Raw genomic sequence first — 23,530 nt, forward strand, 5'->3', positions numbered from 1 at the left:
CCTATCGCCGCGTCTCCCGCGCGGCTCTCGAACTTTACGCCGGTCAGGCGAGGCTTGCCACCACGCCGAACGCGCCGGCAACCGCGACCGCACCGGGATCGGCAACGCCCGCCAGATCCCTTTCGCCGACATAGGAGGCGCGTCCGGCTCTCGCCTTCGTCATCGTCTTCGTCGACTCCGCCCCCGCTACGGCTGCCCTTGCGGCTGCGGCGATGTCGCCGGATGCGAGCGCCTGCAGGGCAGGCGAGAGCGCATCGACCATCGTCCGGTCGCCGACTGCGGCTCCGCCATAGAACGTCATCCTGTCGAGCCCGGCAAGAAGGGCTGCCGATATATCGGCCTTGTCGGCCATGGCCTTTGCCGCCGCAGTGAAGAAGATCGACAACAGCACGCCGCTCGATCCGCCCATGCTGGTGCCGAGGATATCGCCGAGCGCGGCGAGCGTTGCCGCCGGCCGGTCGAGCGGCAGCGTGTCGAGACGGGCCAGCACGCTGCGGGCGCCTGTCGCAACCGTCGAGCCGGTGTCGCCGTCGCCGACCCGGCCGTCCAGCCGGTTGAGTTCGTTTTCCTGCGAGATCAGATGTTCGCAGAGCGCCGTGATCAGGCGCCGGTTGTGTGTGTTCTCCCCGGCCACGGCCGCGCCGTTCAATCCGGCCGCCGTCCTCGGTGCGGCGATGGTCTGGATCTCGTGGCGTTCGACGGCCGGCATCCAGGCATGCGGCTCAACCGCCGCCATTAGCGCCGCATCGCGAGCGGCATCCAGCCGGATCAGCGACAGCGAGAAGCCATTCATGTTGAGCGCGGTCATCATCGGCGCCGGGCCGATGATCAGCCGGACGCGGCGGCCAAGCGGCGAGGACAGCACTGTTTTGGCAATGACGGTCATTTCGAGCGGCGGCACGGCGCCGAGATTGTTGATGAGGAGGGCGTGGCTTGCTCCTTCGCGCAGCGCGGGCGACAGGCGCGTCACCATGGTGGAGACGATATCGGCGACCGGCTGCAGGATGATGCGCTCGACGCCGGGCTCGCCATGGATGCCGAGGCCGAGTTCGCCTTCATCTGCGCCGAGACGATCCTCATGCGCCTGGCCGGGCACACTGCAGGTGGAGAGCGACATGCCGAGTGAGACGATTTCGCCGGCGGCGGCTGCGGCATGGGTGGCGACCGTTTTCAGATCGTCGTCCCTTTCGGCGTGATATCCAGCGATCTTATGGACGAACAGCGTGCCAGCGACGCCACGCGGCTGGGTGATGCCGGGGATGGCGATGTCGTCGGCGACGATGACCATTTCGACGTCGAAGCCCTCGGCGCGCGCCTTCTCGGCGGCGAGGCCGAAATTCAGGCGGTCGCCGGTGTAGTTCTTGACGATCAGCAGGGCGCCTTTCGGGCCGGTCACGGCGCGGATTGCCGTCAGCACCGCATCGACGCTCGGCGAGGCGAAGATTTCGCCGGATACGGCAGCCGTCAACATGCCCTTACCGACGAAGCCGGCATGCGAGGGCTCATGGCCGGCGCCGCCGCCCGAGATGATCGCCACCTTCGACTTGTCCCAGTCCGCGCGCAGGATCACCTTGATGTCGGGAAAGCTGTCGAGGCGGGCAAGACGACCGTTGCTGCTCGTCATAAGCAGACCGTCCAGAGCTTCGGTGACGATGTTTTCCCTGCGGTTGAAGAAGTGTTTCATCGATTGAGACCCGTCTGTTTGTTTTTCATGCCATCGTCATGTCTGTTTGCCGGTCAGGACAGGCGCTGTCCAGCCGCATCGAAATAAAGCGGATCACGCAGCGTCAGGCTGATCCGGTCGCCCGGCGCGATCGCCAGATATGGATCTGCAAGTGTGACGAGCTTGTGATTGCCAGCCCTGATGTGCAGATGGTTCTGGTCGCCGAGATGCTCGATCCAGTCGATCTCGGCATTGGCATCCGGTCCTAAGACGATATCAAGATGTTCGGTACGGGCGCCGACGGTCTTCGTGCCGGCTGGCGGCTGGCCGCCGGGAAGCAGGTCCGCCGGCAGAAGGTTGATATGCGGCTGGCCGAGGCGGGCGGCGACATGCAGGTTGGCGGGATTACCGTAGATTTCGCGCGGTGTTCCAACCTGCATCAGCCGTCCCTCGGCAACGATGCCGATGCGGTCGGCCATGGTCATGGCTTCCACCTGGTCGTGAGTGACATAGAGCAGCGTCGAGCCGAGTTCCTTCTGGATACGCTTCAGTTCCAGGCGCAGTTCGGCGCGCAGCTTGGCGTCGAGCGAGGAGAGCGGCTCGTCCATCAGATAGATCGCCGGCCGGCGCACCAGCGCCCGGCCGATCGCGACACGCTGCATCTCGCCGCCTGAAAGCCTGGTCGAGCGGTTCTCCAGCTTATGGTCGATCCGGACCATGCGCGCGACTTCGCGCACGCGCCGGTCGATCTCCACCGCACTCAGCTTGCGGACCGGCGCCTTCAGCGGGAAGGCGAGGTTCTCGTAAACCGTCATATGCGGATAGAGAGAATATTGCTGGAAGACGAAGGCGACGTCGCGTTCGGCCGGCGCCTCGGCGGCGACATTGCGACCGCCGATCTCGATGCCGCCGCTATCGGGCTTTTCGAGGCCGGCGATCAGCCGCAGCGTCGTGGTCTTGCCGGCGCCTGTAGGACCGAGCAGCACGACGAATTCGCCGTCGCGGATCGACAGATCGAGATCAGCAAGAGCCTGGGTGTCGCCGAAGCGCTTGGCGAGGTTCCTGAGGACGACATCAGCCATGCCGGGTCTCCTGATAGAGCTGGGATGGCACAGCGCGGCCGGACGTGCAGTCGAAGAGCGCGAGTTTCGCCGGGTTGAATTCGAGGCCGACCCTTTCGCCGATCTGGAAGCTGCGGTTGGCGGGAACGCGGGCCTTGATCAGGCCGCCGGGGGTTTCCACAGCCACGACCTGATTGGTGCCGAGATATTCGGCGCCATAGACGGCGCCGCGCAGCCGCGAGGCGTCGCTGAAGCGGATATGCTCCGGCCGCACGCCGAGCGCCAGCTCGCTTTCGGCCATGTCCTGGTGGATCTCGGGAACGGCGACATCGACGCCGTCGAGCAGGATGGAACGGTCGCCGCTTTTCAGGCCGGAGGTGAAGCGCATGAAGTTCATCGGCGGCGAGCCGATGAAATCGGCAACATACATGGTCGCCGGCTTGGCATAGATCTCCTGCGGCGTGCCGAACTGCTCGATGACGCCATGGTTCATGACGGCGATCTTGTCGGCCATCGCCATCGCCTCATGCTGGTCATGGGTGACGTAGACGGTGGTGGCGTGGATGCGGTTGTGCAGTTCGCGTAGCTCATGGACCATGATCTCGCGGAACTCGGCGTCGAGCGTGCCGAGCGGCTCGTCCATCAGAAAGCATTTCGGACGCCGGACGATGGCGCGGCCGAGCGCCACGCGCTGCCGGTCGCCGCCGGCAAGGCCGGAGACCGAGCGGTTTAGAATATGATCGATCTGCAGCAGACGCGCAGTCTCTTCGACACGCTGACGGATTTCAGCCTTGGGCATGCCCTGCGACAGCAGCGGGAAGCCGATATTTTTGCGCACGTTCATATGCGGATAGAGCGCGAAGAGCTGGAAGACGAAGGCGATGTCGCGGGCGCTGGCACGGTTGAAGGTGACGTCCTCACCGTCGAGATAGATCTTGCCGCTCGACGGCAGCTCGAGACCCGCGATCATGCGAAGCGTCGTCGTCTTGCCGCAGCCGGAAGGTCCTAGAAGCGCCAGGAACTCGCCGTCATGGACGGTGAAGCTCGAATCCTCGACAGCGACGAAGCTGCCGAATTCCTTGCGGAGATTTTCGATCCGGATATCCGCCATGGTTCACTCCGGAAATTTCGAGACGATGATGAACATGACGGTGCCTATGAGCAGGGTGACCAGCGAATAGGTGTAGAGCACCAGCAGGAAGGGCTGGAACAGCATCAGGAAACCGAGCCCGATCAGCACGGTAGCGATGGCTTCCATCGGGCCACGGCGCAGGAAGAAGGGCCGTTTCGGACGGGCAGGGGTGCGGGTGCGTGTTTCTATCAGATGGGTCATTTGCGGACGGCTCCGAAGGTGATGCCGCGCAGCAGCTGCTTGCGCAGGAGAATGGTGAAGACGAGGATCGGGATCAGGAAGATTGTCGTGCCGGCGGCGACTGCCGGCCAGTCCTGTCCGCCTTCGCCGATGATCGTCGGGATGAAGGGCGGCGCGGTCTGGGCCTCGCCCGAGGTCAGAAGGGCGGCGAAGGCATATTCGTTCCAGGCGAAGATCAGGCAGAAGATCGCGGTCGCGGCGATGCCCGTCGTTGCCTGCGGCAGCACGACCTTGCGGAAAGCCTGCAATCTCGTATAGCCGTCGATCATCGCCGCTTCCTCGTATTCGCGCGGGATCTCGTCGATGAAGCCCTTCAGCAGCCAGACGGCGAGCGAGACGTTGACGGCGGTGTAGAGCAGGATCATGCCCAAGGCGGTGTCGGACAGGCCGAGTTCGCGATACATCAGGTAGATCGGGATGGCGACGGCGATCGGCGGCATCATGCGCGTCGACAGGATGAAGAACAGCAGGTCGTCGGCGAGCGGCACCTTGAAGCGCGAGAAGCCGTAAGCGGCGAGCGTGCCGAGGAAGACCGCGAGGAAGGTGGAGCCGAAGGCGATCACCAGCGAATTGACGAAGCGCGGCACGAAATTCGACGGGCCTGCTATCACCATGTTGCGCTTGCGCGTCACCTCATCGCAGGTGCCGACCGGCGCCGGCAGCGAGGCGATATAGTCAGGCGTCTGCCGGGTGCGCGTCGTGAACAGGTTGCAATAGCCTTCGAGCGATGGGGTGAAGACGATCTTGGGGGGATAGCTGATCGAATCCGGCGGCGACTTGATGCTGGTCAGGAAGATCCAGACGAGCGGGATGAGGGTGATCAGCGCATAGAGGACGACGATGGTGCCGGCGATGCGCTTGCTGGACAGGCTCGGTTCGACGACCGAATGGGCAGAGTTGGCGGCGCTCATCGTTGCTTCACCTTGTTCAATGCCTTGACGTAGATGTTGGCGAGGCCGAACACCGCAACGAAGAGGATGATGGCGAAGGCCGAGGCTCGGCCAGTCGCCCAACTTTCGAAGGCGGCGCGCTTCAGCGTGATCGAGGCGACCTCTGTGACCGAACCCGGACCGCCGCCGGTGAGAAGCGTCACCATGTCGAACATCTTGAAATTCTCGATGCCGCGGAAGAGCACGGCAAGCATGATGAAGGGCAGGGCCATCGGCACGGTGATCGACCAGAATTGCCGCCATGGCGAGGCGCGGTCGACCTCGGCCGCCTCGTAGATATAGTCGGGGATCGAGCGCAGGCCGGCGAGGCAGATCAGCATCACATAGGGCGTCCACATCCAGGTATCGACGATGATGATTGCCCAAGGCGCCAGCGTAACGTTGCCGAGCATCTGGATATCGGATGTCGGAATGCCTGTGACCAGCGACACGGCATAGGCGAAGAGGCCGATCTGCGGCTCGTAGAGGAAGCGCCAGAAATTGCCGACGACGGCGGGCGACAGCATCATCGGGATCAGGATGATCGTCGTCCAGAAGGCATGGCCGCGAAACTTGCGGTCGATCAGGTAGGCGAGCGTGAAGCCGATCACCGTCTGCAGCACGATCGTCCAGAAGACGAAATGCGCGGTAGTCTGCATTGCCTGCCAGATGTCGGGGTCGTTGAGAACGCGCTGGTAATTTCCGAAGCCGACGCCCAGGACCGGCGCATTCGGCCGGTTGGCGCGGTAATTTGTGAAGGAGAGATAGACCGCCCAAAGCAGCGGGAAAATGTTGATCGCCAAGAGCAGCGTGATGGCAGGCGCAATGAACAGCCAGGCGATTGCCCTGTCGGAGAGGCCGCGGACGCGCCGGGCAACCGAGGAGGGCGTTGCCCTTGCTGTCGCATCGGCTGCCTTCTCGACGATCGAGGATTGGGAAATAGTCAAGTTTTCACCTGGTCTTTTAGGATATGGGAGATCTGGCGGCCCGGCTCGTCTGCCGATCCGGGCCGCCAACCTGGTGAGGATGGCGCAGAGGGATGCCGCCGGTCCCGTCGGGCACTAGATCTTGCCGTCGTCCTTGAAGACGTCGCTCCAGTCCTTCACCAGGCCATCGAGTGCCTCCTGGGCGGTGCCGTTGCCGGCGACCACGTAGTTGTGGACGCGCTTCTGCATGGCCTGCAGCAGCGAGGCGTAGCTCGGCTCGGCCCAGAAGTCCTTGACGATCGCCATCGAGTCCAGGAAGGCCTGGGCATAAGGCTGGCTCTTGGCAAAGTCCGGCGCGTTGACGACGGAGTTCAGGCAGGAAAAACCGCCAAGTTCCCACCACTTGGCCTGCACGTCGGGCTGTGCGAACCATTTGATGTATTGCAGGGCGGAGTCGCGCTTGTCGGAGTAGGAGACCACCGAGATGCCCTGGCCGCCAAGCTGGGCGAAATGCGCCTTCTCAGCCGGATTGGGAAAGAAGCCGATCCTGTCGCCGCCGACCTTCTCGTCCTTGTAGAGGCCGGGCCACGTGAAAGCGAAGTTCATCTGCATGGCGACCTGGCCGGATTTGAAGGCGTCGGCGGATTCGACCATGTAGACGTTGGAGCTGCCGGGCGGGGTGCAGCAGTCGTAGAGGGACTTGTAGAATTCGAGGCCCTTGACCGCATCGGCCGAGTTGACGAAGCCTTCCATGTCATAGGGCTTCTGCGGGTTGTCGTACTGGAAGCCCCAGTCGTAGAGCACGTTGGTCACGCCCATGGTGATGCCTTCAGAGCCGCGCTCGGTATAGATCGAGGCGCCGTAGACGGTCTTGCCGTCGATCTCACGCTTCTGGAAGAACTCGGCGATCTGCTTCAGCTCGTCGTAGGACTTCGGCGCTGCGAGATCGTGGCCGTATTTCTCCTTGAATTCCTTCTGCAGTTCCGGCTTCTCGAACCAGTCCTTGCGGTAGGTCCAGCCGACGACGTCGCCCATCGCAGGCAGCGCCCAGTAGTTCGGCGTGTTCTTCGGCCATTCCGAGTAGCCGACGACGGTCGCCGGCACGAAGTCATCCATCTTGATGCCTTCCTTGTCGAAGAAGTCGTTGAGCTTAACATAGTGGCCATTCTCGGCCGAGCCGCCGATCCACTGGCTGTCGCCGATGATCAGGTCGCAGAGCTTGCCATGGGAATTCAGCTCGTTGAGGAAGCGGTCGGCATAACTCGTCCAGGGAACGAATTCGAACTTCATCTGCGTGCCGGTCTTGGCGGTGAAATCCTTCGACAGCTCGACGAGCGCATTGGCGGGGTCCCATGCGGCCCAGCACAGCGTCAGTTCATCGGCTTTGGCGAGATTGGGCAATGCCGACGACATGACGAATGCCGTGGCTAGCCCGAAAAGGGCTTTCGATGTTTTCTGCATAAGTTCCTCCCAGAACCAAGAGCCGGCTCCCCGCCGGCGTCGCATGTTCACCCACTTCAGAGAATGCTCACATGAACTCCTCAATCATCATGTTTAGCAATATGTTTAGTGATATCTATTTTTATAAACATTGCAAGCGCCAATCGTTGCTGCAATGCGACAGGCGTCGCACCACATGGGCGGATAGTTTTGGGGGCCGATCTTTTGCGGCAGGACCCGAAAAATTCTTGGCGAGCGTACCGATGCAGCGACATCTGGCCTCGCTGCGACATGAATCGCACGGTATGGACTGCACGCCGCTCCCGTTTTTCCCCGGAGCGGTTCAAGCTTGGCCTCGCTTCGGTGGGGCCTTTTTCTTGAATCCTTTCTTGGGTCGATGCCGCCAGGATGATTTTAGGCCGGGTCGGCCTAAAATCTGAATCCTGTTCTACGTTGTATAGTTAGAGCATGATGTCGTCCGGAAACCGCTCACACTTTTCGGCATCATGCTCTAGGTATCGGGCCGCATCGGGAATATTCCCGCGCAGTGCGAGATTTGGCCTTTCCGGCCGGATGCAACGGGCGTATTCAGCCAGTGCGCGGCTTTCCATGTCCGCGCTCCTCCGCGCGGCAGATCTCCGATCGGCTTCCTTCCCGTTTGCCTGCCGCGTCATCTTGAATTTTCATTGGCAGATCGATGACCACGGCAGAGACGAGCGAGAATGGGCAAGAGGCGGCGAGCGGCCGCCAGGCGAAGATCGTGGCACTGGTCGTTGCCGTTTCCTTCTTCATGCAGATCCTCGACGGCACGATCGTCGCCACCTCGCTGCCGCAGATGGCGGCAAGCTTCGGCGTGCAGCCGGTGTCGATGAGCATTGGCATCACCGTCTACATGCTGACGATGGCCGCCTTCATTCCGCTGTCGGGCTGGCTCGGCGACCGGTTCGGCGCGCGCCGTATCTTCCTGATGTCGATCGCCGTTTTCACCGGCGCCTCGCTGTTCTGCGGGCTCTCCGGCAGCCTTGCGGAGTTCGTTCTGTGGCGCGCCGTGCAGGGGGCGGGCAGCGCACTGATGACGCCGGTCGGGCGCATTATCGTCTTGAAAAACGCCCGCAAGTCGGAACTCGTGCAGGCGATCGCACTGATCACCTGGCCGGCGCTGACGGCGCCGGTGCTCGGCCCGGTGCTCGGCGGCTTCATCACCACCTATGCCAGCTGGCATTGGAACTTCCTCATCAATATTCCGATCGGCATCCTAGGCATCGCGTTGGTGCTGCGCTTCGTGCCGGAGCAGCGCGAGACCAATCCCGGCCGGCTAGATTTCGTCGGCTTCGTCCTCAGTGCTGCCGGGCTGACTTTCCTGCTTGCCGCACTGGAGCTTTCAGTCAAATGGCACGGCGGTCTCTTGCCGGTCATATCGATGCTGGCAGCCGGAATCGTGCTGTCGGTCATGGCGACGCGGCATTTCCTCGCCGTCGACAATCCGCTGCTCGACCTTTCGGCTTTCCGCATCCAGACCTTCTCGATGTCGACGCTGTCGGCGGGCACGGCCTGTAGGGTGGCGATCAATGCGACGCCGTTTCTGCTGCCTTTGCTGTTTCAGCTCGGCTTCGGCCTGAGCTCGATTGCCGCCGGCACCTATCTGCTCGTCTATTTCCTCGGCAATTTCAGCATGAAGGCGGTGACGACACCGCTGCTGCGCTTCTTCGGCTTTCGCACAGTGCTTGGGGTCAACGGGCTGATCGCAGCGCTTTCGATCGTCGGCTGCGGTTTCCTCTCGCCGGAGACGCCGCCGTTTTTCATCCATGCGCTGCTTTTCCTCGCCGGCCTGTCGCGGTCGATGGAGTTCACCGCTTTGAACACGCTCGCCTTTGCCGATATCGGTCCGGCGCAGCGAAGCTCGGCCTCGACGCTGTCGAGCATGCTGCAGCAGGTATCGATGCTGCTCGGCGTGGCGGTGGCGGCGGCCGTGCTCAATATCGCCTCGGCTTTCAGGGGTGCCGACAATCCCGTTCTTGCCGATTTCCGCTGGGCTTTCATCGTGGTCGGCGCGATCGGCGTCGTCTCGTCGCTGCGCTTCCTGCAGTTGCCGGCAGAGGCAGGCGCCGAAGTATCCGGCCATCGGAAATCCCAGAAAAATTAGCTTATCCGCGGAACCAATCGGGCCGCGCGGCGTTCATGCATCTCATTTCAGGTTTTCGTTTCCCCATCTCCTTCAACGACTTCCATAGGTATCCTCCCAAGTCAGGGTCATGTTCTGAAAATGCCGGCTTTCCGACATCCTCCTTCCGCGCCGCCTGCGACAAGAGCGAGGGATAACCGCTGTTTACCCCAGGCGGCCAATACAATACGACATTACCCTGCGGACGACTCGGACGCTTGCGGGCGGTTGTCGCTGCGAGAGAACGCCGGGAGACCGAATGAGCAATTCTAGCGGCGATGCGGATGCCCTGATCCACATCCTCTATATCGACGACGACGAGGGGCTTGCCCTACTGATGCAGAAGAACCTGCGTCGGCGCGGCTTTTCGGTCGAGTGGGCCGAGAGCGGCGCTGCCGGCCTTGCAAGACTCGGCGAAGGTGGTATCGACGCCGTCGTGCTCGATCATGTCCTGGCCGGCGAGACCGGCCTCGACATTCTGCCCAGCATCACGGTGATGCCGGATCATCCGCCGGTCATCTATGCGACAGGTTCGGACGATACCAGCATCGCGGTCGCCGCGCTGAAGGCCGGCGCCGACGATTACATGCTGAAGGGGATCTCAGCCGATTATTTCGACTTGCTCGCCGCCGCCCTCGAACAGTCGCTGGAGCGGGCGCGGTTTCGCCGCGAGACGGCGCAGGCACAGGAGGTGATCCGCCAGCAGCGCGACCTTGCAGAAATGCTGCTTGCCGAAGTCAATCACCGCATCGCCAACAGCCTCGGCCTCGTCGGCGCGCTGATCCGCATGCAATCCTCGATGACCACGGATCAGGTGGCGATCGACGCGCTGCACGAAACACAGATGCGCATCAACGCCATCGCCAGCGTGCACCGCCGGCTCTATACCAACCGGCAGGTCGGCTCGGTGCAGGTCGATGAATATCTGAACAGCCTGCTCACCGAACTCGAAACCTCGATGCGCGACGACAAGCGACCGCACCGGATCGTGCTCACCGCGCAGCCAGTCAATCTGGCGACCGACAAGGTGATCACGCTCGGCCTGATCGTCAGCGAGCTCGTCACCAATGCCTTCAAATATGCCTATCCGGACAGCGTGCCAGGCGAGATCCGCGTCACCGTCGACCAGACGGATGAGACATTGCGCGTTATCGTCGAGGATGACGGCGCCGGTTTCGACCCGTCGAGCCCGGCCAGGGGAACCGGCCTTGGTACACGCATCCTGACGGCCATGGCAGCCAGCCTGAAATCGGATTTCGCCTATGACCCCGGGCATGATGGGACGAAGGCGACGCTGGTGTTTTCGCTGCATGAGGGGAAGTAGGGCGTGCAGCGTAGGGTGTGCCGTGTGACCCCTTATCCGCCCTACGGGCACCTTCTCCCCGAGGGGAGAAGGTGAATGGAGATGTTGCCGCGAATCTCTTCTCCCCAGTGTGGAGAAGGTGGCGGCAGCCGGATCAGGGTGCTGTCGGCACGGTGTTATCCCTTTTCCTACAATAATTTACCGAAGCTGCATCATCAAGCCTAACGCTAGGGAGGGGGAACATGACGACCATCCGCACGCCACGCGAAGTGTATGATTTCTGGTTCGTCAGATGCGGCCGGGAACTGTGGTTCCGCGCGCCGCCGGAGCTTGACGCCGAGATCCGCGAAGGCTTCCGCGATACGCATCTGGCGCTTGCCGCAGGCGTGAGCGACGAATGGCGGGCCGACCCTGTCAGTCGGCTGGCGGCCGTCATCGTGCTTGACCAGTTTCCCCGCAACATCTATCGCGGCACGGCGCTTGCCGTTGCCACCGATGGGCTGGCGCTTCGGGAAGCCAAGCTGGCGCTTGCGGTGGGCGCCGACCGGGCGGTCGAGAGCGCATGCCGCACCTTCTTCTACATGCCGTTCGAACATGCCGAAAACCTCAGCGAGCAGGAGCGTTCGGTGGAATTGTTCACCGCCCTCGGCGACGAGGAATATCGCGATTATGCGATCCGCCACCGCGATGTCATTGCCGCCTATGGCCGTTTTCCGCACCGCAATGCCATGCTCGGGCGGGAGTCGACGGCGGCAGAGCGCGACTATCTCTCTACGCCCGGCGCCGGTTTCTGAGCCTTTATAGGGAGCTTCCGCCTTTCTGTCGCCTTTCTTTACTAAGACAAGCTGGCATTCTATTCCGACGACAACCTTCCCCGGAGGCGCTTTTGCGGCTGAGACCGATCCTGCTTCGCACCATTCTTCTGCTGACGCTGGCGGTCGCCGGCGCGCATTTCAAGGGTGCTGCGGCCTTCGCGCAGGAGCCGCAGGCACCCGCTGCCGCGCAGGAGGCACCGCTTACCGATACGCCGCTCGACCAGGCGACAAAGGAGATCGAAAAGGCGAAGGTCCAGCTGACGGCACTGCAGGACGGCGCCAAGCAGAATGCCGACAATGACGATGCCCTGGTCGGGCTCGCCACCAAGGCCGACGAGCTCAGCCGCGCCGTCATTACCATATCGGTCAATCTCAGGCCGCGTTTCGACCAGATCAAGAACAGGCTTGCCGAGATCGGCGATCCGCCGAAGGACGGGCAGCCGCCCGAGGCGCAGATTGTCGCGGACGAGCGCAATGCGCTTACTGCCGAGCGCGCGCAGATCAACGCGGTGACCGGTGACGCCGAAAACCTGTCGATCGCGGTAACGAAGCTCCTCAACGAGATCATCGAGATGCGGCGGCGGCTTTTCGCCGACACGCTTTTCAGGCGCACGGAGATCTCAGTCTCGGTGCTCGACGATGCCGCGAGCGCCTTCGTGCACGAGGTCAGCGAATTCTCGCAGGCTTTGTCGAGCTGGGCCTCTTTCGTCTGGAAGTTCAAGCGGTTCCCGCTGTTTGCCGCGATCTTCCTGTCGCTTGCGTCAGCACTCATCCTGCTATCCGGCAGCTATCGGCTGTTCGGCTCGTACCTGCGCCGGGACGAGGCGATCGAGAACCCGTCCTATATCGGCCGGCTGTCGATCGCCTTCTGGTCGACGCTGATCCGCACCCTGGCACTCTCGGTACTGCTCGTCACCTCGTTCTTCTTCCTCAACAGCTTCAATGTTCTGCGGCCCGACATCGCACCTGTCATCGGCGCCCTGTTCGGAGCGATCGGGCTCGTCTATTTCGTCGGCCGCTTCGTCAACGCTATCTTCGCGCCGCGCGAACCCCGCTGGCGGCTCGTCAGGCTTTCCAATCTCGGCGCTCGCTCGATCGGCTATTGCCTGCTGGCTATGGCGATCGTCAACGCGCTCGATTATCTGTTCGGTACGATCGGCGAGGCGATGGGCTCGCCGCTGGTGCTGACCGTGGTCAGGAGCCTGATTGCCGCGCTGATCATCGGCCTGATCCTGATCGCGGTCTCGTTCGGCAAGCCGATGCTGGCGAAGAACGGCGATCCCGATGCGCCGGGCCGGCATTGGCCGCGCGGCTTGGGGATCATCCTGCGCGTCGTCGGCGCCGGCCTCATCCTCACCGCGCTGACCGGTTATGTCGGCCTCGCGCGCTTCATCGCCACGCAGCTCATCATCACCGGCGCGGTCATTGCCACCATGTATGTCGGCCTGCTCTCAGGCAAGGCGATATCCCGGCAGGAAAGCTTCGCCGACACCTTCTTCGCAAGCTTCCTGACGCGCCGTTTCAAGCTTGGGCCGGTGGCGATCGACCAGGCCGGCCTGCTCGTCGGCCTTGCCATCTACGCGGTGGCGCTGCTCGTCGGCATCCCGCTGATCCTGCTGCTCTGGGGCTTCCATGTGCAGGATCTGCAGCTTATCGCTTACCGACTGTTCACCGAGGTCAGGCTCGGCGGCATCAGCATCTCGCTGCTCGGCATCTGCACCGGCATCCTCTTGTTTGCCGGCGTCTACCTGCTGACGCGCTGGCTGCAGCGCTGGCTCGACGGCAATGTGATGGCCAGAAGCCATGTCGATCTTGGCGTGCGCAATTCGGTCAAGACGGGCATCGGCTATCTCGGCGTCGGCATAGCGGCGATCATCGGCGTTTCGGCGGCCGGCATCGACCTGTCGAGCTTCGCGCTCGTCGCTTCCGCACTATCGGTTGGTATCGGTTTCGGCCTCCAGAACATCGTCTCCAACTTCGTCTCCGGCCTGATCCTGCTCGTCGAACGGCCGTTCAAGGTCGGCGACCACGTGGTTTCCGGCACGGCCGAAGGCATCGTCAAACGCATTTCGGTGCGCGCCACGGAGATTGAGACCTTCCGCAAGCAGTCGATCATCGTGCCGAATTCCGAGTTGATCAACGGCCTTGTCGGCAACTGGACGCACCGCAACAAGATCGGCCGCTCGGAAATTCCGGTTTCCGTCGCCTACAACGCCGATCCGCAGCAGGTGATGGACATCCTGCTCGAGCTGACGGCTAAGATACCGCTCGTCATGCGCAACCCGGAGCCGCATGTCGAATTCCTGCGTTTCGGCCCGTATTCGCTGGATTTCGAGCTGCGCTTCTTCCTCGCCGACATGGGCGACGGTATGGCGGTGCGCAACAATCTCAGGATAGAGATCCTCAAGCGCTTCAAGGCCGAGGGCATCGAGATCCCGCTGCCACAGACCGATCTTACCATCCATCGGGACGCTCGTCCCGCGCTTGCCGATGCGGGCAAGGATCAACCCAACGAGCAGGAAAAATCGGCGGACACGCCAATGCAGGAGGAAGAGCAGCCGGTGCGGCAATTGCGCAGCAAGACGGCAGACGGCAATCGGAAAGGCTGAACGGGTCATTCAGCCATCATTCACAGCTATATGTGCATGATCTCCACTATCGGGATCGCTGCCGGGGGCAGCACCGATCGTTCGAGGGGAGGGCGCGTCAGCGCCGCCGCACATGATGGCAAGATTTGCCGCCGTTCTGCTTGTCCCGCTGCTTGCCGCAACCGCGGCTGAAGCGGCATCCATCACCAACACCGATCCGGCAGCCGTCGTGCTCGTCATCACCGAGAGCGGCCAGCGCGTCGAGGTCGTGGTCGATGCCGGCGCTTCGGAAAACCTCTGTGCTTCCGGCTGCTTCATGACAACGCCCGACGGCGACCGCATCGGGCTCGACGGCGGCGAGACGATCGACATCGTCAAGGGCTCGGCCGTCATCAAGTAGCGGCGCTCAAGCTTCCCGGGGATGGGGAACAGTTTCCGGCCGGGCAACCGGGCTCGTCAGCCGCATAATGGCGAAGAATGCGGCAACGGCGACGGTGCTGAGCGATGCAGCGATCGACAGCGACCATGATACGCCGAGATTGCCCATGAGGAAGGCGAGCGCGAACGGCGCCATCGAGGAGACGACGAGACGGACCGACATGATTTGTCCTTGCCGCCGGCCGTAGCCATCGCTTCCGAAGAGCGCGAGCGGCAAGGTTCCGTAGACGATGCTGTTAAGACCCGAGCCGAGGCCGAAGACGACGGCGAAGACCAGCGCGCCGGGGACCGAGGGTGCGGTGGCGATGAGGATGACAAGGGCTGTCGGCAGCAGGACGGCGCAGATGATCGCCAGCATGACTTGTGACAACCTCTCGCCGAAGATCATGTTGATGAGGCGGCTCAGCACCTGCGACGGGCCGAAGAGTGTTCCGACCACCACTGCCATGGCGCCGAGGCCGAGCGCCGACATCACGGGCACCATATGAACCAGGAGTGCCGCGTTCACGAAGCTTTCCAAAGCAAAACCCGTCACCATCAGGACAAAGGCCGGCCTGCGCATCGACGGCTGAAGGCCTGGCTCGACGTGCTTTGCGGCTTGTCCCGCCTCGCGCTTGCGCGTTTCGCTGACGCCACGGGACAGCCAGGCATGAATGGGCAGGCAGACCGCGAGATTGAGGGCGGCGAAGATCAGATAAACGTTCTGCCAGGACATTTGTTCGTGCAACGCCGTGGTGATCGGCCAGAAGATGGTCGAGGCGAAGCCGGCGATCAGGGTCAGGTAGGTGATGCTGCGCTGGGCGACCCGCGGCCTGATCTGCACGAGCAGGGCGAAGGCGGCGCCATATTGCACGAGGTTCGATGCGGTCTCGATGGCGATCAGTGCCGCGACGAAGGCGATCTTTCCCGGTGCGAAGGCGCAAGCGACAAGGGCAGCGGCTGCGATGGCCGAACCTGCCGTCATGATGCGGCCGGCACCGAAGCGATCGATCCAGGTGCCCATGAGAGGTGCTGCCAGGCCACCGATCAAAAGGGCGGCGGAAAGCGCACCGAAGACCCATTCCGCCGACCAATCAAAACTCCTGGCCATATCAGGCGCAAGAATGCTGAAGCTGTAATAGAGCGTCCCGTAGCCGATGATCTGCGTGAGCCCGAGCGCGGCGATGGCGGCTACCGGCGGTCGTTCGGTGCTGACAATTGTCATAGGGATCTGAGGCTCACGCGCTGTTCGAGCTTTTCGGCTTCTTCTTTCCGTTCGCTGTAGCGGTCGGTCAGATAGTTCGAGGCATCACGGGTCAGCAGGGTGAACTTCACCAGTTCCTCGCAGACGTCGACGACGCGGTCGTAATAGGATGAGGGTTTCATACGGCCGTCCGCGTCGAATTCCTGGAAAGCCTTGGCGACCGAGGACTGATTGGGGATAGTGATCATCCGCATCCAACGGCCAAGAATGCGGAGCTGGCTTATCGCATTGAAGGACTGGGAGCCGCCGGAGACCTGCATCACCGCCAGCGTCTTGCCTTGCGTGGGCCGGACCGAGCCGACCGACAATGGAATCCAGTCGATCTGCGCTTTCATGATGCCGGTCATCGCGCCATGACGTTCGGGGCTGACCCATACCTGGCCTTCCGACCATGCCGACCATTCGCGCAGTTCCTGAACTTTTGGGTGGCTCGCCGGCGCTGCATCAGGCAGCGGCAGACCTTCCGGATTGAAGATGCGCACTTCGCAGCCGAAATATTCGAGCAGCCACGCGGCCTCCTGTGCGAGGAAGCGGCTGTAGGACACCGCTCGCAGCGAGCCATAAAGGATCAAGATGCGAGGCTTGTGCGTCGAGAACGCCGGCCTGAGCGCGTCCGTATCCGGTTGACGCAGATGCATCGGCGATAGGGCAGGCAGATCAGACAATGCGCTTGCCTCCGGCATCGAGCACCTTCTCGCCGTCTTCCTTGGTGAAGGCGCCCTGATGCGTTTCCGGCAGGATTTCGAGGACAAGTTCCGACGGCCGCGACAAGCGCGTACCGAGAGGGGTGACGACGAAAGGCCGGTTGATCAGGATCGGATCTTTCAACATCGCGTCGAGCAATTGCTCGTCGGTAAGATCAGGGTTGTCGAGGCCGAGCTCCGCATAGGGCGTGCCCTTTTCGCGCATCGCCTCGCGAACGCTCAAACCTGCATCCGCAATTACCTTGATTAGCTGCTCGCGCGACGGCGGGTTTTTCAGATATTCGATAACGTTGGGCTCAATGCCGGCGTTCCGGATCATCGCAAGGGTGTTGCGCGAAGTGCCGCATTCGGGGTTGTGATAGATCGTAACATCTATGGTCATGAGGCGGATTCCGTCTTGGTGAGGGTTTCAGGATCGCGGGCTTCCATCAGCAGCCATCCCGCGAGGATCAACGCCAGCAAGGCGCCGAGGACTTCAGCGGCTATAAAGCCCGGTAGATCGATCGGGCGGATGCCGGAAAAGGTGTGCGTCAGCGATCGAGCAATCGCGACGGCGGGATTGGCAAAAGACGTGGAGGCGGTGAACCAATAGGCGGCGGTGATATAAAGGCCGACCAACCATGCCACGGCATCGGCGCGAAAGCGCACACCGGCTAAGATGACGAAGACGAGGCCGAAGGTTGCCGTCACTTCAGAGAGCCATTGCGCGCCGCCGGTGCGCAAGGTTTCCGAGGCCTGCAGCACAGGAAGGGCGAACATCGCATGAGCGAGCATCGTTCCGGCAATGCCGCCAATGATCTGCGCGGCGATATAGGCGGGAAGGGAGGAGGCAGGCAGTTCGCGTCGGAGCGCAAACACCAGCGACACGACCGGATTGAAATGAGCCCCGGAAATCGGGCCCAAGATCGTGATCAGGACGACGAGCATCGCCCCCGTTGCCAGCGTATTGCCGAGCAGCGCAAGCGCCGTATCGTCCGTCAGGCTATCCGCCATGATGCCCGAGCCGACGACGGTCGCTACGAGCAGCAGCGTGCCGAGCGCTTCGGCGACCAGTCGTCGAGACGGGGGGAACACCGGCGCTCTCATGCAGGCAGGCTCCGGACCATCAGGGCGGCCGATGCCGGGCACAGGCTTGCGGCCTGCCGCGTCGTCAGGATCTCGGTCGGCGCTTCATCGCGGGCGATCGGACGAAAGCCGAGCGATTGAAAGAAGGGGGCGGCTGTTTCTGTCAACAGGTAGGCGGCAGTTGCGCCTTTCCTTTGGGCCTGATCGAGCAGGCCAAGGGTGATCGCATGGCCGAAACCAAAACCTTGCTGATCGGACAGCACGACTATGGAACGCAGGAGTACAGTCTCGCCATAGAGTTCCAGCCCGCCGAAGCCGACCGTCTCGGCGCCACGTGAAAACCGATAGAAGCTTCGGCCGGCATCTGTGAGGTCATCGACCGGAAGCCCGGCGCCTGCGAGCGCGCCGCGAAGTCTGTCGTCGTGCCCTTCCAAGGCCTGCTGGTTCAATTCGAAACCCATCAGCTCGCCTTGGGCTGTTTAATGCTGGCGCCTTCCATTGTGCCGATCTGGCGCAGGTGCGATTCCAGGGCGAGCTTGTCGATCGAGGAAAGAGGCAGGCTCAAAAAGGCGCTGATCCGGTTCTTGAGGAAGCGGGCGGCCTGCGCGAAAGCGCGGCCCTTGTCGACTTCGCTGCCCTCGACGACAGCGGGGTCCTCAACGCCCCAATGGGCGGTCATCGGATGACCGATCCAGACGGGACAAGCCTCGCCGGCAGCGCTGTCGCAAACCGTAAAGATGAAGTCCATCTCCGGAGCGCCCGGCTCGGCGAATTCGTCCCAGCTCTTTGAGCGGAAGCCGACTGTTGGGTATCCCTGCGCCGCAAGCTCCTTCAGCGCATAGGGATTGACTTCACCCTTCGGCTGGCTGCCGGCCGAATAGGCCTTGAATCGACCCTTGCCTTCGGTCTCCAGGATGGATTCCGCCAGGATCGAGCGGGCAGAATTGCCCGTGCAGAGAAAGAGCACATTGTAAACGCGGTCAGGGGTCATTGCAGTTTCTCCTTCATTTTAGGGGTACAGCAGGCCGCAACCTCCGCGGCAGGTGCGCAGATTTCTGGATGCCCTGAACAACAATCTTCCATCAGGAAGCGAACCAAGCCGCCAAGCGCCTCGTAGTTTGCGGTGTAAATGATCGACCGGGATTCACGCTGCTGCGCGATCAGGCCCGACCGTTCGAGCTCCTTCAGGTGGAAGGAGATATTAGAGGGCGACACCTCCGCCTTCTCGGCGATCGCGCCTGCCGCCATGCCGTCGGGACCCGAAACCACGAGCATGCGGACGATGTGAAGGCGGGTTTCCTGCGAGAGCGCGCCGAATGCTATGAGGGCTTGACGTTGATCCATATTTCAATAATCCTTGAATCATTGAAACGAGGATTAGCGCAAATGAATGTCATCGACAACAGCAAAATTCAAGAGAACGACATCGATCTCGGCCTGCTGCTTAGTGTGCTTACCGGCGCCAAGGATTCTCCGCTGATTTTCTATTATGACGGCAAGGCGGTGAACCCTGGCTATCATGTCACCGAGGTCAAGGCGGGCCAATTCTCGGCGTTGGATTGCGGCGCCAATCCCGAAGCGTGGGCGGAAATATTCATCCAGCTCTGGGATATCGAGGAACGCGACCGCACACATATGCCGGCCGGCAAGTTCCATGCAATCATCCGCAAAGTTTCCGATCACGTGCAAGTGGATGGTTCGGCGAAGCTGACCTTCGAGGTCAGTGACGGGGTGCGGCCAATGCAGCTTTATTGCGCGGCGATGCCGATTCTCAGCGCCGGCGCCGTCCATGTTTCACTTTCGCCGCGACCGGCAAGCTGCAAGCCGCGCGACCGCTGGCTGGCAGAGGAAAACAGCAAGGCGGCGGCCTGCTGCGGGCCGCAAGCGGCAACGAGCGGCTGCTGCGCATAAGGACACATAAGATCGGGTGCTGGCGAGAATGCCTGGTCGCTCATTGATCCCGGCTTTACGGCGGTGTTTCTGTTCAACGCTCTGCACGGAGTGGTCAACCAGCCCGGCATCGGTGAGACGCGCCGAATTGCTGCGGGCGCTTTAGGGGCATTTCCTACGTGGGCTGGGATTGCCGTCAGGCATTGATTGAGGGCTGGGCATCCCACCATCTGAGCACCCGCATCGCCCGGAGCGTCAGCCAACGCGAGGGCTTGCCTTGCCCGTCATCGACCTCGAACCACACCCGACCGGCGGGGCTGTTGTCGAGCGGCCAGCTGCCGTCCTGCAAGCGCCGGGAACGAAGGTGGTCGATTGCCTCGCCGAGGCGCGGATCGGGGTCGGCGCCGGTCAGGATCGCGCTGGCGCGGAAATAATCGAGCGCGCGTAAAATATCGTAGCGCCAGCGGTTCGGATGCAGGAGGCGCAGGAAGCGCACGTCGGCCGGCTCGCCGGTGCCGAGGCGGCGGAAGAGGTTGCGGGCCAGCAGAAATTCCTCGCCCGTCCTGCGGGCCTCTCGAGACCGACGCGTGCCGCCGGTCGATCTCTCGAATTCCAGCAAGCCTTCCAGCACATTGATGGTACTGGCGAAAGACGAGCGGACAGAGCCGTTGATCCGTTCGCAGTTCCAGCCGCCGTCGTCGAGACGCTCGCCGGCCAGCCTGTCGACGATGGGCGAGACGTCGACGCCGAAATAGGCCCCGTCGGCAACGGTGCGGCCGTTGATGCACTCCTCGACTTCGCCTTCCCAATAGGGCTGGCCGCCTTCTTCCCAACGGGCGTTGGCGCCGACCAGTTTGACGGTGCGCCTGGCGCAGCCGCAGGCGGGATCGAGACCGAACTCGCGCAATTGCGACAGCGAAAAGGTCGTGGCCGTCCACGGTTGGCCACGTTGCTTCCACTCGCCAGCGTCGAATCCGGCGGGCAGGAAGGCGCCGCCTGCCCATTGCCCGTCCTCATCCTGGCAGGAGAGCAGCCTGGCGCCCCAGCCCTCGGTCTCGACTTTGGCCCGCTCAGTCATCCATTCCCGCTCCGGAGCATCGAGCAGGTCGTGCATCACCTGCCATCGGATCGACGGGTCGGAGTCGAGAAGCCATGCGATCACTGGGTCGGATTGGATCATGGGCGAACCTGTCGGCGGGTCGGGGTCGATGGCTCGTTTATAATCGCTTCGGCTGAGCAGTGCCACCCGGACAGGTCCACGGGAAATCGTCTAAATCCGACGGTTGTCGGCGAAAGCCTGTTCGATGCCGAGAATGCGGCGCTTCGCGCCTGATTTCTTAATCATATCCGCAAAGAAATCGGAGGCGGGCCCATTGGGCCGCCTCTTCGTTTAGAACAGGGCGCGCCGATTAATAATTATTCAAATCAATTGATGTATCAGTTTGACCCGGGGACAGATTTTACATCAAAGGTTTGCTATGGCGTTTCTAGGTATTTCGGGGATGCAATATTCCGGGGAAATGTTTGCTGGTGCGCGTATTATTGTCGCGGAAGATTCCAACGTATTCACCTCGATGATCAGCAAACGCCTCAAGGAGCTGTTCGACATCGATGTCGAGATCTGCCGAAGCTTCGAGGATCTGCAGGTTTCCTACGACAAGTCTTCCGATCCGATCACGCTGGCGATCTCGAACATCAACCTGCCCGGCGCCGAAAACGGCGAAGCGCTCGAATATCTGGTCGATCTCTCCATCCCGACCATCGTTTTCACCGGCACCTTCCATGAAAACATGCGCGACAAGCTGATGGCCAAGGATATCGTCGACTATATCCTCAAGGACAATATCTTCGCCGTCGACCTTCTGGCGGAATCGATTTGCCGCTTCCTCACCAATCATCGCCACCACGTGTTGATCGTCGACGATAGCGCGACTGCGCGCGCTTTGCTGTCAAGCCGGCTGAAGCGCTACAATTTCCGTGTCAGCGTCGCCGAGAGTGGCGGCAAGGCGCTGGAGATCCTGAAGGCCAACCGCGATATCGGCCTTGTCATCACCGACTACAACATGCCCGACATCGATGGCTTCGAACTGACGCGGCGCATCCGCGCCAGTATCGGCTCGCACGAGCTGCGCATCATCGGCGTTTCCTCCTCCTCGAACCGGCTGCTGTCGGCACGATTCCTGAAGGCCGGCGGCAATGATTTCATGCTGCGTCCCTTCATCGACGAGGAGTTCTACTGCCGCGTCAACCAGAACCTCGATACGCTGCTGCAAATTCAATCGATGCGTAAGGAACGGGCGGTTGCCTGACGGCCCTTCCAGTATCGGTATCGTCAGGGGGGCGGATATCACTGTCGGGGACAGTCGTCGAATTTCTGCAATTACAGGTAATATCGCCGTCATTTGTCCCCTTCACGCGCACAGGCCTCTCGGTTATCGTCCCCGCCGGGGAGAGGGCCGAGTCGAGCCCATCGGACGCATCGGGGAGTAGGGGTTGTGGCCTTTCAAGCGGATTTCCAGCGGGACGGTATCGGGCTACGCTCCGGCGGGCTGAAAATACTTCTGGTTGAAGATTCCCGGATGTTTTCCGCGGTGCTCTGTCACCGGTTCCAGACGGAGCTCGGCCTTGCCGTCAAATCCTGCCCGTCGCTGAAGGCTCTTCGCAAGGAACTTGCCGACGACGCTCACGGCTACACCATGGCCGTCGTCGATCTCAACCTGCCGGATTCGCCCTATGGCGAAGCGCTCGACTGCACGATCGAGCACGATATCCCGGCAATCGTCTTCACCGCGACATTCGATCTCAACACGCGCAACAAGATCATGGAGCGCAATGTCATCGATTACGTGCTGAAGGACAATGAATTCGCGCTCGACAATCTGGTCGCTACCGTCCGGCGGGCGATCTCCAACCGCAAGACGCGGGTGCTCGTCGTCGACGATGTCGTCTCGGCGCGCCAGGTGCTCGTCGACCTCCTGAAGGCACAGCAATATCTTGTCGTCGAGGCAAATTCCGGGCTCGAGGCGCTGGCGGCGCTCGAGGCCTACAGCGATATCGAACTCGTCGTCACCGATCACCACATGCCCGATATGAGCGGCTATGAGCTGACGCGGCGCATCCGCCATCGTTTCGGTTCGGACAGGCTGCGTGTCATCGGCGTTTCCTCCTCCAACGACCGCATGCTTTCGGCGAGTTTTCTCAAGGCCGGCGCCAGCGATTTCGTTTACCGACCCTTCGTTGCCGAGGAGCTGCAATGCCGTATCGCCAACAATGCCGAAACGCTGGCGCAGATGCGGCAGCTGAGGGCAGCGGCGGCCTGCGACTACCTGACCGGCCTCTATAACCGCCGCTATTTTTACGACAACGGCCCGAAGCTGGTGAACGAGTGCCTGCGGCTGAAGGTGCCGAGCTCCGTCGCCATTCTCGATATCGACCATTTCAAGCGGCTGAACGATACCTATGGCCACGAGATCGGCGACAAGGTGCTGAAAGCTGTCGCAAACAGGCTGTTTACCATCTTCGAAGGCAGCGACAATCTTCTCTCACGCCTCGGGGGCGAGGAATTCGCCATCCTCTTCCCGCAGATGGATTCGGCAGCCGCGACCAAGCTTTGCGACGAGATCCGCTCGGACATTTCGCGGCTGAAGGTCACGGCCGACGACGAGGAACTCGGCGTCACGATTTCGATCGGCATCGCCGAAATCGCCGGTTATGAAACCTTCGAGAATTACCTCAACGCCGCCGACCAGTTTCTCTACATGGCCAAACACAGGGGCCGCAACCAAGTCTATTCCGACGCCAGAATGACGGAAGAGGCGGCGCAGTAGAGTTTGCCTGATCTTTGGATACGTGGTTTGGACTGGCCGCTTGACGTCTGACGTCATCCTCGGCCTGGTTGCCGAGGATCTGCTACATATCAAAACACGAAACGG

At 61.9% G+C, this 23,530-nt stretch carries 24 protein-coding genes and 1 pseudogene; 9 read left to right on the top strand and 16 right to left on the bottom strand.

Annotated elements, in window-relative coordinates:
- Positions 1–43: 43 nt before the first annotated feature.
- From G9X64_RS25805 to G9X64_RS25840, 8 genes are all read right to left on the bottom strand, one after another.
- Complete coding sequence (locus tag G9X64_RS25805; protein WP_168311628.1) at positions 44–1,684, bottom strand: dihydroxyacetone kinase subunit DhaK; 1,641 nt, start codon at positions 1,682–1,684, stop codon at positions 44–46.
- 53 nt (positions 1,685–1,737) lie between these two features.
- The gene (locus G9X64_RS25810; RefSeq protein WP_168311627.1) at positions 1,738–2,745 is read right to left on the bottom strand and encodes an ABC transporter ATP-binding protein; all 1,008 of its coding nucleotides are present in this window, start codon (positions 2,743–2,745) and stop codon (positions 1,738–1,740) included.
- A complete protein-coding gene (locus tag G9X64_RS25815; protein WP_168311626.1) occupies positions 2,738–3,835 on the bottom strand; it encodes an ABC transporter ATP-binding protein in 1,098 nt (365 codons plus the stop codon). The genes G9X64_RS25810 and G9X64_RS25815 overlap by 8 nt, the downstream gene beginning before the upstream one ends.
- Positions 3,836–3,838: 3 nt before the next feature.
- On the bottom strand, positions 3,839–4,057 hold the full coding sequence (locus G9X64_RS25820) for a hypothetical protein (RefSeq protein WP_168311625.1): 219 nt from the start codon (positions 4,055–4,057) through the stop codon (positions 3,839–3,841).
- Positions 4,054–5,007: a carbohydrate ABC transporter permease gene (locus G9X64_RS25825; RefSeq protein ID WP_126829530.1), complete on the bottom strand. Its 954-nt coding sequence runs from the start codon at positions 5,005–5,007 to the stop codon at positions 4,054–4,056. Before G9X64_RS25825 ends, G9X64_RS25820 begins: the two co-directional genes overlap by 4 nt.
- Entirely contained in the window at positions 5,004–5,972 is a 969-nt protein-coding gene (locus G9X64_RS25830) for a carbohydrate ABC transporter permease (RefSeq protein ID WP_138387435.1), read from the bottom strand. Before G9X64_RS25830 ends, G9X64_RS25825 begins: the two co-directional genes overlap by 4 nt.
- A 114-nt stretch (positions 5,973–6,086) precedes the next feature.
- Positions 6,087–7,412, bottom strand: a complete 1,326-nt coding sequence (locus G9X64_RS25835) for an ABC transporter substrate-binding protein (protein ID WP_168311624.1) — start codon at positions 7,410–7,412, stop codon at positions 6,087–6,089.
- Positions 7,413–7,852: 440 nt separating this feature from the next.
- Complete coding sequence (locus G9X64_RS25840; RefSeq protein WP_168311580.1) at positions 7,853–8,002, bottom strand: hypothetical protein; 150 nt, start codon at positions 8,000–8,002, stop codon at positions 7,853–7,855.
- Between the two features lie 86 nt (positions 8,003–8,088).
- Here G9X64_RS25840 and G9X64_RS25845 point away from each other — a divergent pair, with 86 nt between their 5' ends.
- From G9X64_RS25845 to G9X64_RS25865, 5 genes are all read left to right on the top strand, one after another.
- Complete coding sequence (locus tag G9X64_RS25845; RefSeq protein WP_168311623.1) at positions 8,089–9,534, top strand: MFS transporter; 1,446 nt, start codon at positions 8,089–8,091, stop codon at positions 9,532–9,534.
- 277 nt (positions 9,535–9,811) lie between these two features.
- Positions 9,812–10,876 carry a sensor histidine kinase gene (locus tag G9X64_RS25850; protein WP_168311622.1) on the top strand — a complete coding sequence of 355 codons (1,065 nt, stop codon included), beginning with the start codon at positions 9,812–9,814 and terminating at the stop codon, positions 10,874–10,876.
- 221 nt (positions 10,877–11,097) lie between these two features.
- Positions 11,098–11,649, top strand: coding sequence for a DUF924 family protein (locus tag G9X64_RS25855; RefSeq protein ID WP_168311621.1), 552 nt, complete (start codon positions 11,098–11,100; stop codon positions 11,647–11,649).
- A gap of 92 nt (positions 11,650–11,741) precedes the next feature.
- Entirely contained in the window at positions 11,742–14,279 is a 2,538-nt protein-coding gene (locus G9X64_RS25860) for a mechanosensitive ion channel family protein (protein ID WP_171377639.1), read from the top strand.
- Positions 14,280–14,391: 112 nt separating this feature from the next.
- Positions 14,392–14,658: a hypothetical protein gene (locus tag G9X64_RS25865; RefSeq protein ID WP_168311619.1), complete on the top strand. Its 267-nt coding sequence runs from the start codon at positions 14,392–14,394 to the stop codon at positions 14,656–14,658.
- A gap of 6 nt (positions 14,659–14,664) precedes the next feature.
- On the opposite strand, the gene arsK is transcribed toward G9X64_RS25865, so the two are convergent.
- The 7 genes from arsK to G9X64_RS25900 are packed head-to-tail and all read right to left on the bottom strand — an operon-like array spanning position 14,665 to position 19,052.
- Positions 14,665–15,900: an arsenite efflux MFS transporter ArsK gene (arsK, locus tag G9X64_RS25870; RefSeq protein WP_168311618.1), complete on the bottom strand. Its 1,236-nt coding sequence runs from the start codon at positions 15,898–15,900 to the stop codon at positions 14,665–14,667.
- On the bottom strand, positions 15,897–16,622 hold the full coding sequence (arsH, locus tag G9X64_RS25875; protein WP_168311617.1) for an arsenical resistance protein ArsH: 726 nt from the start codon (positions 16,620–16,622) through the stop codon (positions 15,897–15,899). The genes arsK and arsH overlap by 4 nt, the downstream gene beginning before the upstream one ends.
- A complete protein-coding gene (gene arsC, locus G9X64_RS25880; protein WP_168311616.1) occupies positions 16,597–17,025 on the bottom strand; it encodes an arsenate reductase (glutaredoxin) in 429 nt (142 codons plus the stop codon). The genes arsH and arsC overlap by 26 nt, the downstream gene beginning before the upstream one ends.
- Positions 17,022–17,729, bottom strand: a complete 708-nt coding sequence (locus G9X64_RS25885) for an aquaporin (protein WP_168311615.1) — start codon at positions 17,727–17,729, stop codon at positions 17,022–17,024. The genes arsC and G9X64_RS25885 overlap by 4 nt, the downstream gene beginning before the upstream one ends.
- A complete protein-coding gene (gene arsN2 / locus G9X64_RS25890) occupies positions 17,726–18,169 on the bottom strand; it encodes an arsenic resistance N-acetyltransferase ArsN2 (RefSeq protein WP_168311614.1) in 444 nt (147 codons plus the stop codon). The genes G9X64_RS25885 and arsN2 overlap by 4 nt, the downstream gene beginning before the upstream one ends.
- Entirely contained in the window at positions 18,169–18,699 is a 531-nt protein-coding gene (locus G9X64_RS25895; protein WP_017988649.1) for an arsenate reductase ArsC, read from the bottom strand. Before G9X64_RS25895 ends, arsN2 begins: the two co-directional genes overlap by 1 nt.
- A complete protein-coding gene (locus G9X64_RS25900; RefSeq protein ID WP_003540616.1) occupies positions 18,696–19,052 on the bottom strand; it encodes an ArsR/SmtB family transcription factor in 357 nt (118 codons plus the stop codon). The genes G9X64_RS25895 and G9X64_RS25900 overlap by 4 nt, the downstream gene beginning before the upstream one ends.
- Before the next feature lie 42 nt (positions 19,053–19,094).
- On the opposite strand from G9X64_RS25900, the gene G9X64_RS25905 reads away from it, so the two are divergent.
- The gene (locus G9X64_RS25905; protein ID WP_168311613.1) at positions 19,095–19,619 is read left to right on the top strand and encodes a DUF6428 family protein; all 525 of its coding nucleotides are present in this window, start codon (positions 19,095–19,097) and stop codon (positions 19,617–19,619) included.
- 6 nt (positions 19,620–19,625) lie between these two features.
- Positions 19,626–19,764, top strand: a pseudogene (locus tag G9X64_RS36735) (TetR/AcrR family transcriptional regulator); the annotation flags it as partial.
- Between the two features lie 30 nt (positions 19,765–19,794).
- Here G9X64_RS36735 and G9X64_RS25910 read toward each other — a convergent pair.
- Positions 19,795–20,778 carry a squalene cyclase gene (locus G9X64_RS25910; protein WP_168311612.1) on the bottom strand — a complete coding sequence of 328 codons (984 nt, stop codon included), beginning with the start codon at positions 20,776–20,778 and terminating at the stop codon, positions 19,795–19,797.
- A gap of 298 nt (positions 20,779–21,076) precedes the next feature.
- Here G9X64_RS25910 and G9X64_RS25915 point away from each other — a divergent pair, with 298 nt between their 5' ends.
- Together G9X64_RS25915 and G9X64_RS25920 are read left to right on the top strand one after the other, a co-directional pair.
- Positions 21,077–21,907 (top strand): response regulator, encoded by an 831-nt coding sequence (locus G9X64_RS25915; RefSeq protein ID WP_003540610.1) that lies wholly within the window; start codon positions 21,077–21,079, stop codon positions 21,905–21,907.
- A 186-nt stretch (positions 21,908–22,093) separates the two neighbouring features.
- Positions 22,094–23,425, top strand: a complete 1,332-nt coding sequence (locus G9X64_RS25920; RefSeq protein ID WP_017960878.1) for a diguanylate cyclase — start codon at positions 22,094–22,096, stop codon at positions 23,423–23,425.
- Positions 23,426–23,530 lie beyond the last annotated feature (105 nt).

The organism is Rhizobium sophorae (genome assembly GCF_013087515.1).
Taxonomy (GTDB): domain Bacteria; phylum Pseudomonadota; class Alphaproteobacteria; order Rhizobiales; family Rhizobiaceae; genus Rhizobium; species Rhizobium sophorae.

Bases quoted from the DNA above. Each gene is read 5' to 3' on its own strand.
- G9X64_RS25855 (WP_168311621.1), top strand. From the start codon at position 11,098: ATGACGACCATCCGCACGCCACGCGAAGTGTATGATTTCTGGTTCGTC.
- G9X64_RS25835 (WP_168311624.1), bottom strand. From the start codon at position 7,412: ATGCAGAAAACATCGAAAGCCCTTTTCGGGCTAGCCACGGCATTCGTC.
- G9X64_RS25850 (WP_168311622.1), top strand. From the start codon at position 9,812: ATGAGCAATTCTAGCGGCGATGCGGATGCCCTGATCCACATCCTCTAT.
- G9X64_RS25815 (WP_168311626.1), bottom strand. From the start codon at position 3,835: ATGGCGGATATCCGGATCGAAAATCTCCGCAAGGAATTCGGCAGCTTC.
- G9X64_RS25840 (WP_168311580.1), bottom strand. From the start codon at position 8,002: ATGGAAAGCCGCGCACTGGCTGAATACGCCCGTTGCATCCGGCCGGAA.
- G9X64_RS25900 (WP_003540616.1), bottom strand. From the start codon at position 19,052: ATGGATCAACGTCAAGCCCTCATAGCATTCGGCGCGCTCTCGCAGGAA.
- G9X64_RS25825 (WP_126829530.1), bottom strand. From the start codon at position 5,007: ATGAGCGCCGCCAACTCTGCCCATTCGGTCGTCGAACCGAGCCTGTCC.
- G9X64_RS25805 (WP_168311628.1), bottom strand. From the start codon at position 1,684: ATGAAACACTTCTTCAACCGCAGGGAAAACATCGTCACCGAAGCTCTG.
- G9X64_RS25895 (WP_017988649.1), bottom strand. From the start codon at position 18,699: ATGACCCCTGACCGCGTTTACAATGTGCTCTTTCTCTGCACGGGCAAT.
- arsC (WP_168311616.1), bottom strand. From the start codon at position 17,025: ATGACCATAGATGTTACGATCTATCACAACCCCGAATGCGGCACTTCG.
- G9X64_RS25905 (WP_168311613.1), top strand. From the start codon at position 19,095: ATGAATGTCATCGACAACAGCAAAATTCAAGAGAACGACATCGATCTC.
- G9X64_RS25865 (WP_168311619.1), top strand. From the start codon at position 14,392: ATGATGGCAAGATTTGCCGCCGTTCTGCTTGTCCCGCTGCTTGCCGCA.
- G9X64_RS25820 (WP_168311625.1), bottom strand. From the start codon at position 4,057: ATGACCCATCTGATAGAAACACGCACCCGCACCCCTGCCCGTCCGAAA.
- G9X64_RS25845 (WP_168311623.1), top strand. From the start codon at position 8,089: ATGACCACGGCAGAGACGAGCGAGAATGGGCAAGAGGCGGCGAGCGGC.
- arsN2 (WP_168311614.1), bottom strand. From the start codon at position 18,169: ATGGGTTTCGAATTGAACCAGCAGGCCTTGGAAGGGCACGACGACAGA.
- G9X64_RS25915 (WP_003540610.1), top strand. From the start codon at position 21,077: ATGGCGTTTCTAGGTATTTCGGGGATGCAATATTCCGGGGAAATGTTT.
- arsH (WP_168311617.1), bottom strand. From the start codon at position 16,622: ATGCCGGAGGCAAGCGCATTGTCTGATCTGCCTGCCCTATCGCCGATG.
- arsK (WP_168311618.1), bottom strand. From the start codon at position 15,900: ATGACAATTGTCAGCACCGAACGACCGCCGGTAGCCGCCATCGCCGCG.
- G9X64_RS25810 (WP_168311627.1), bottom strand. From the start codon at position 2,745: ATGGCTGATGTCGTCCTCAGGAACCTCGCCAAGCGCTTCGGCGACACC.
- G9X64_RS25885 (WP_168311615.1), bottom strand. From the start codon at position 17,729: ATGAGAGCGCCGGTGTTCCCCCCGTCTCGACGACTGGTCGCCGAAGCG.
- G9X64_RS25910 (WP_168311612.1), bottom strand. From the start codon at position 20,778: ATGATCCAATCCGACCCAGTGATCGCATGGCTTCTCGACTCCGACCCG.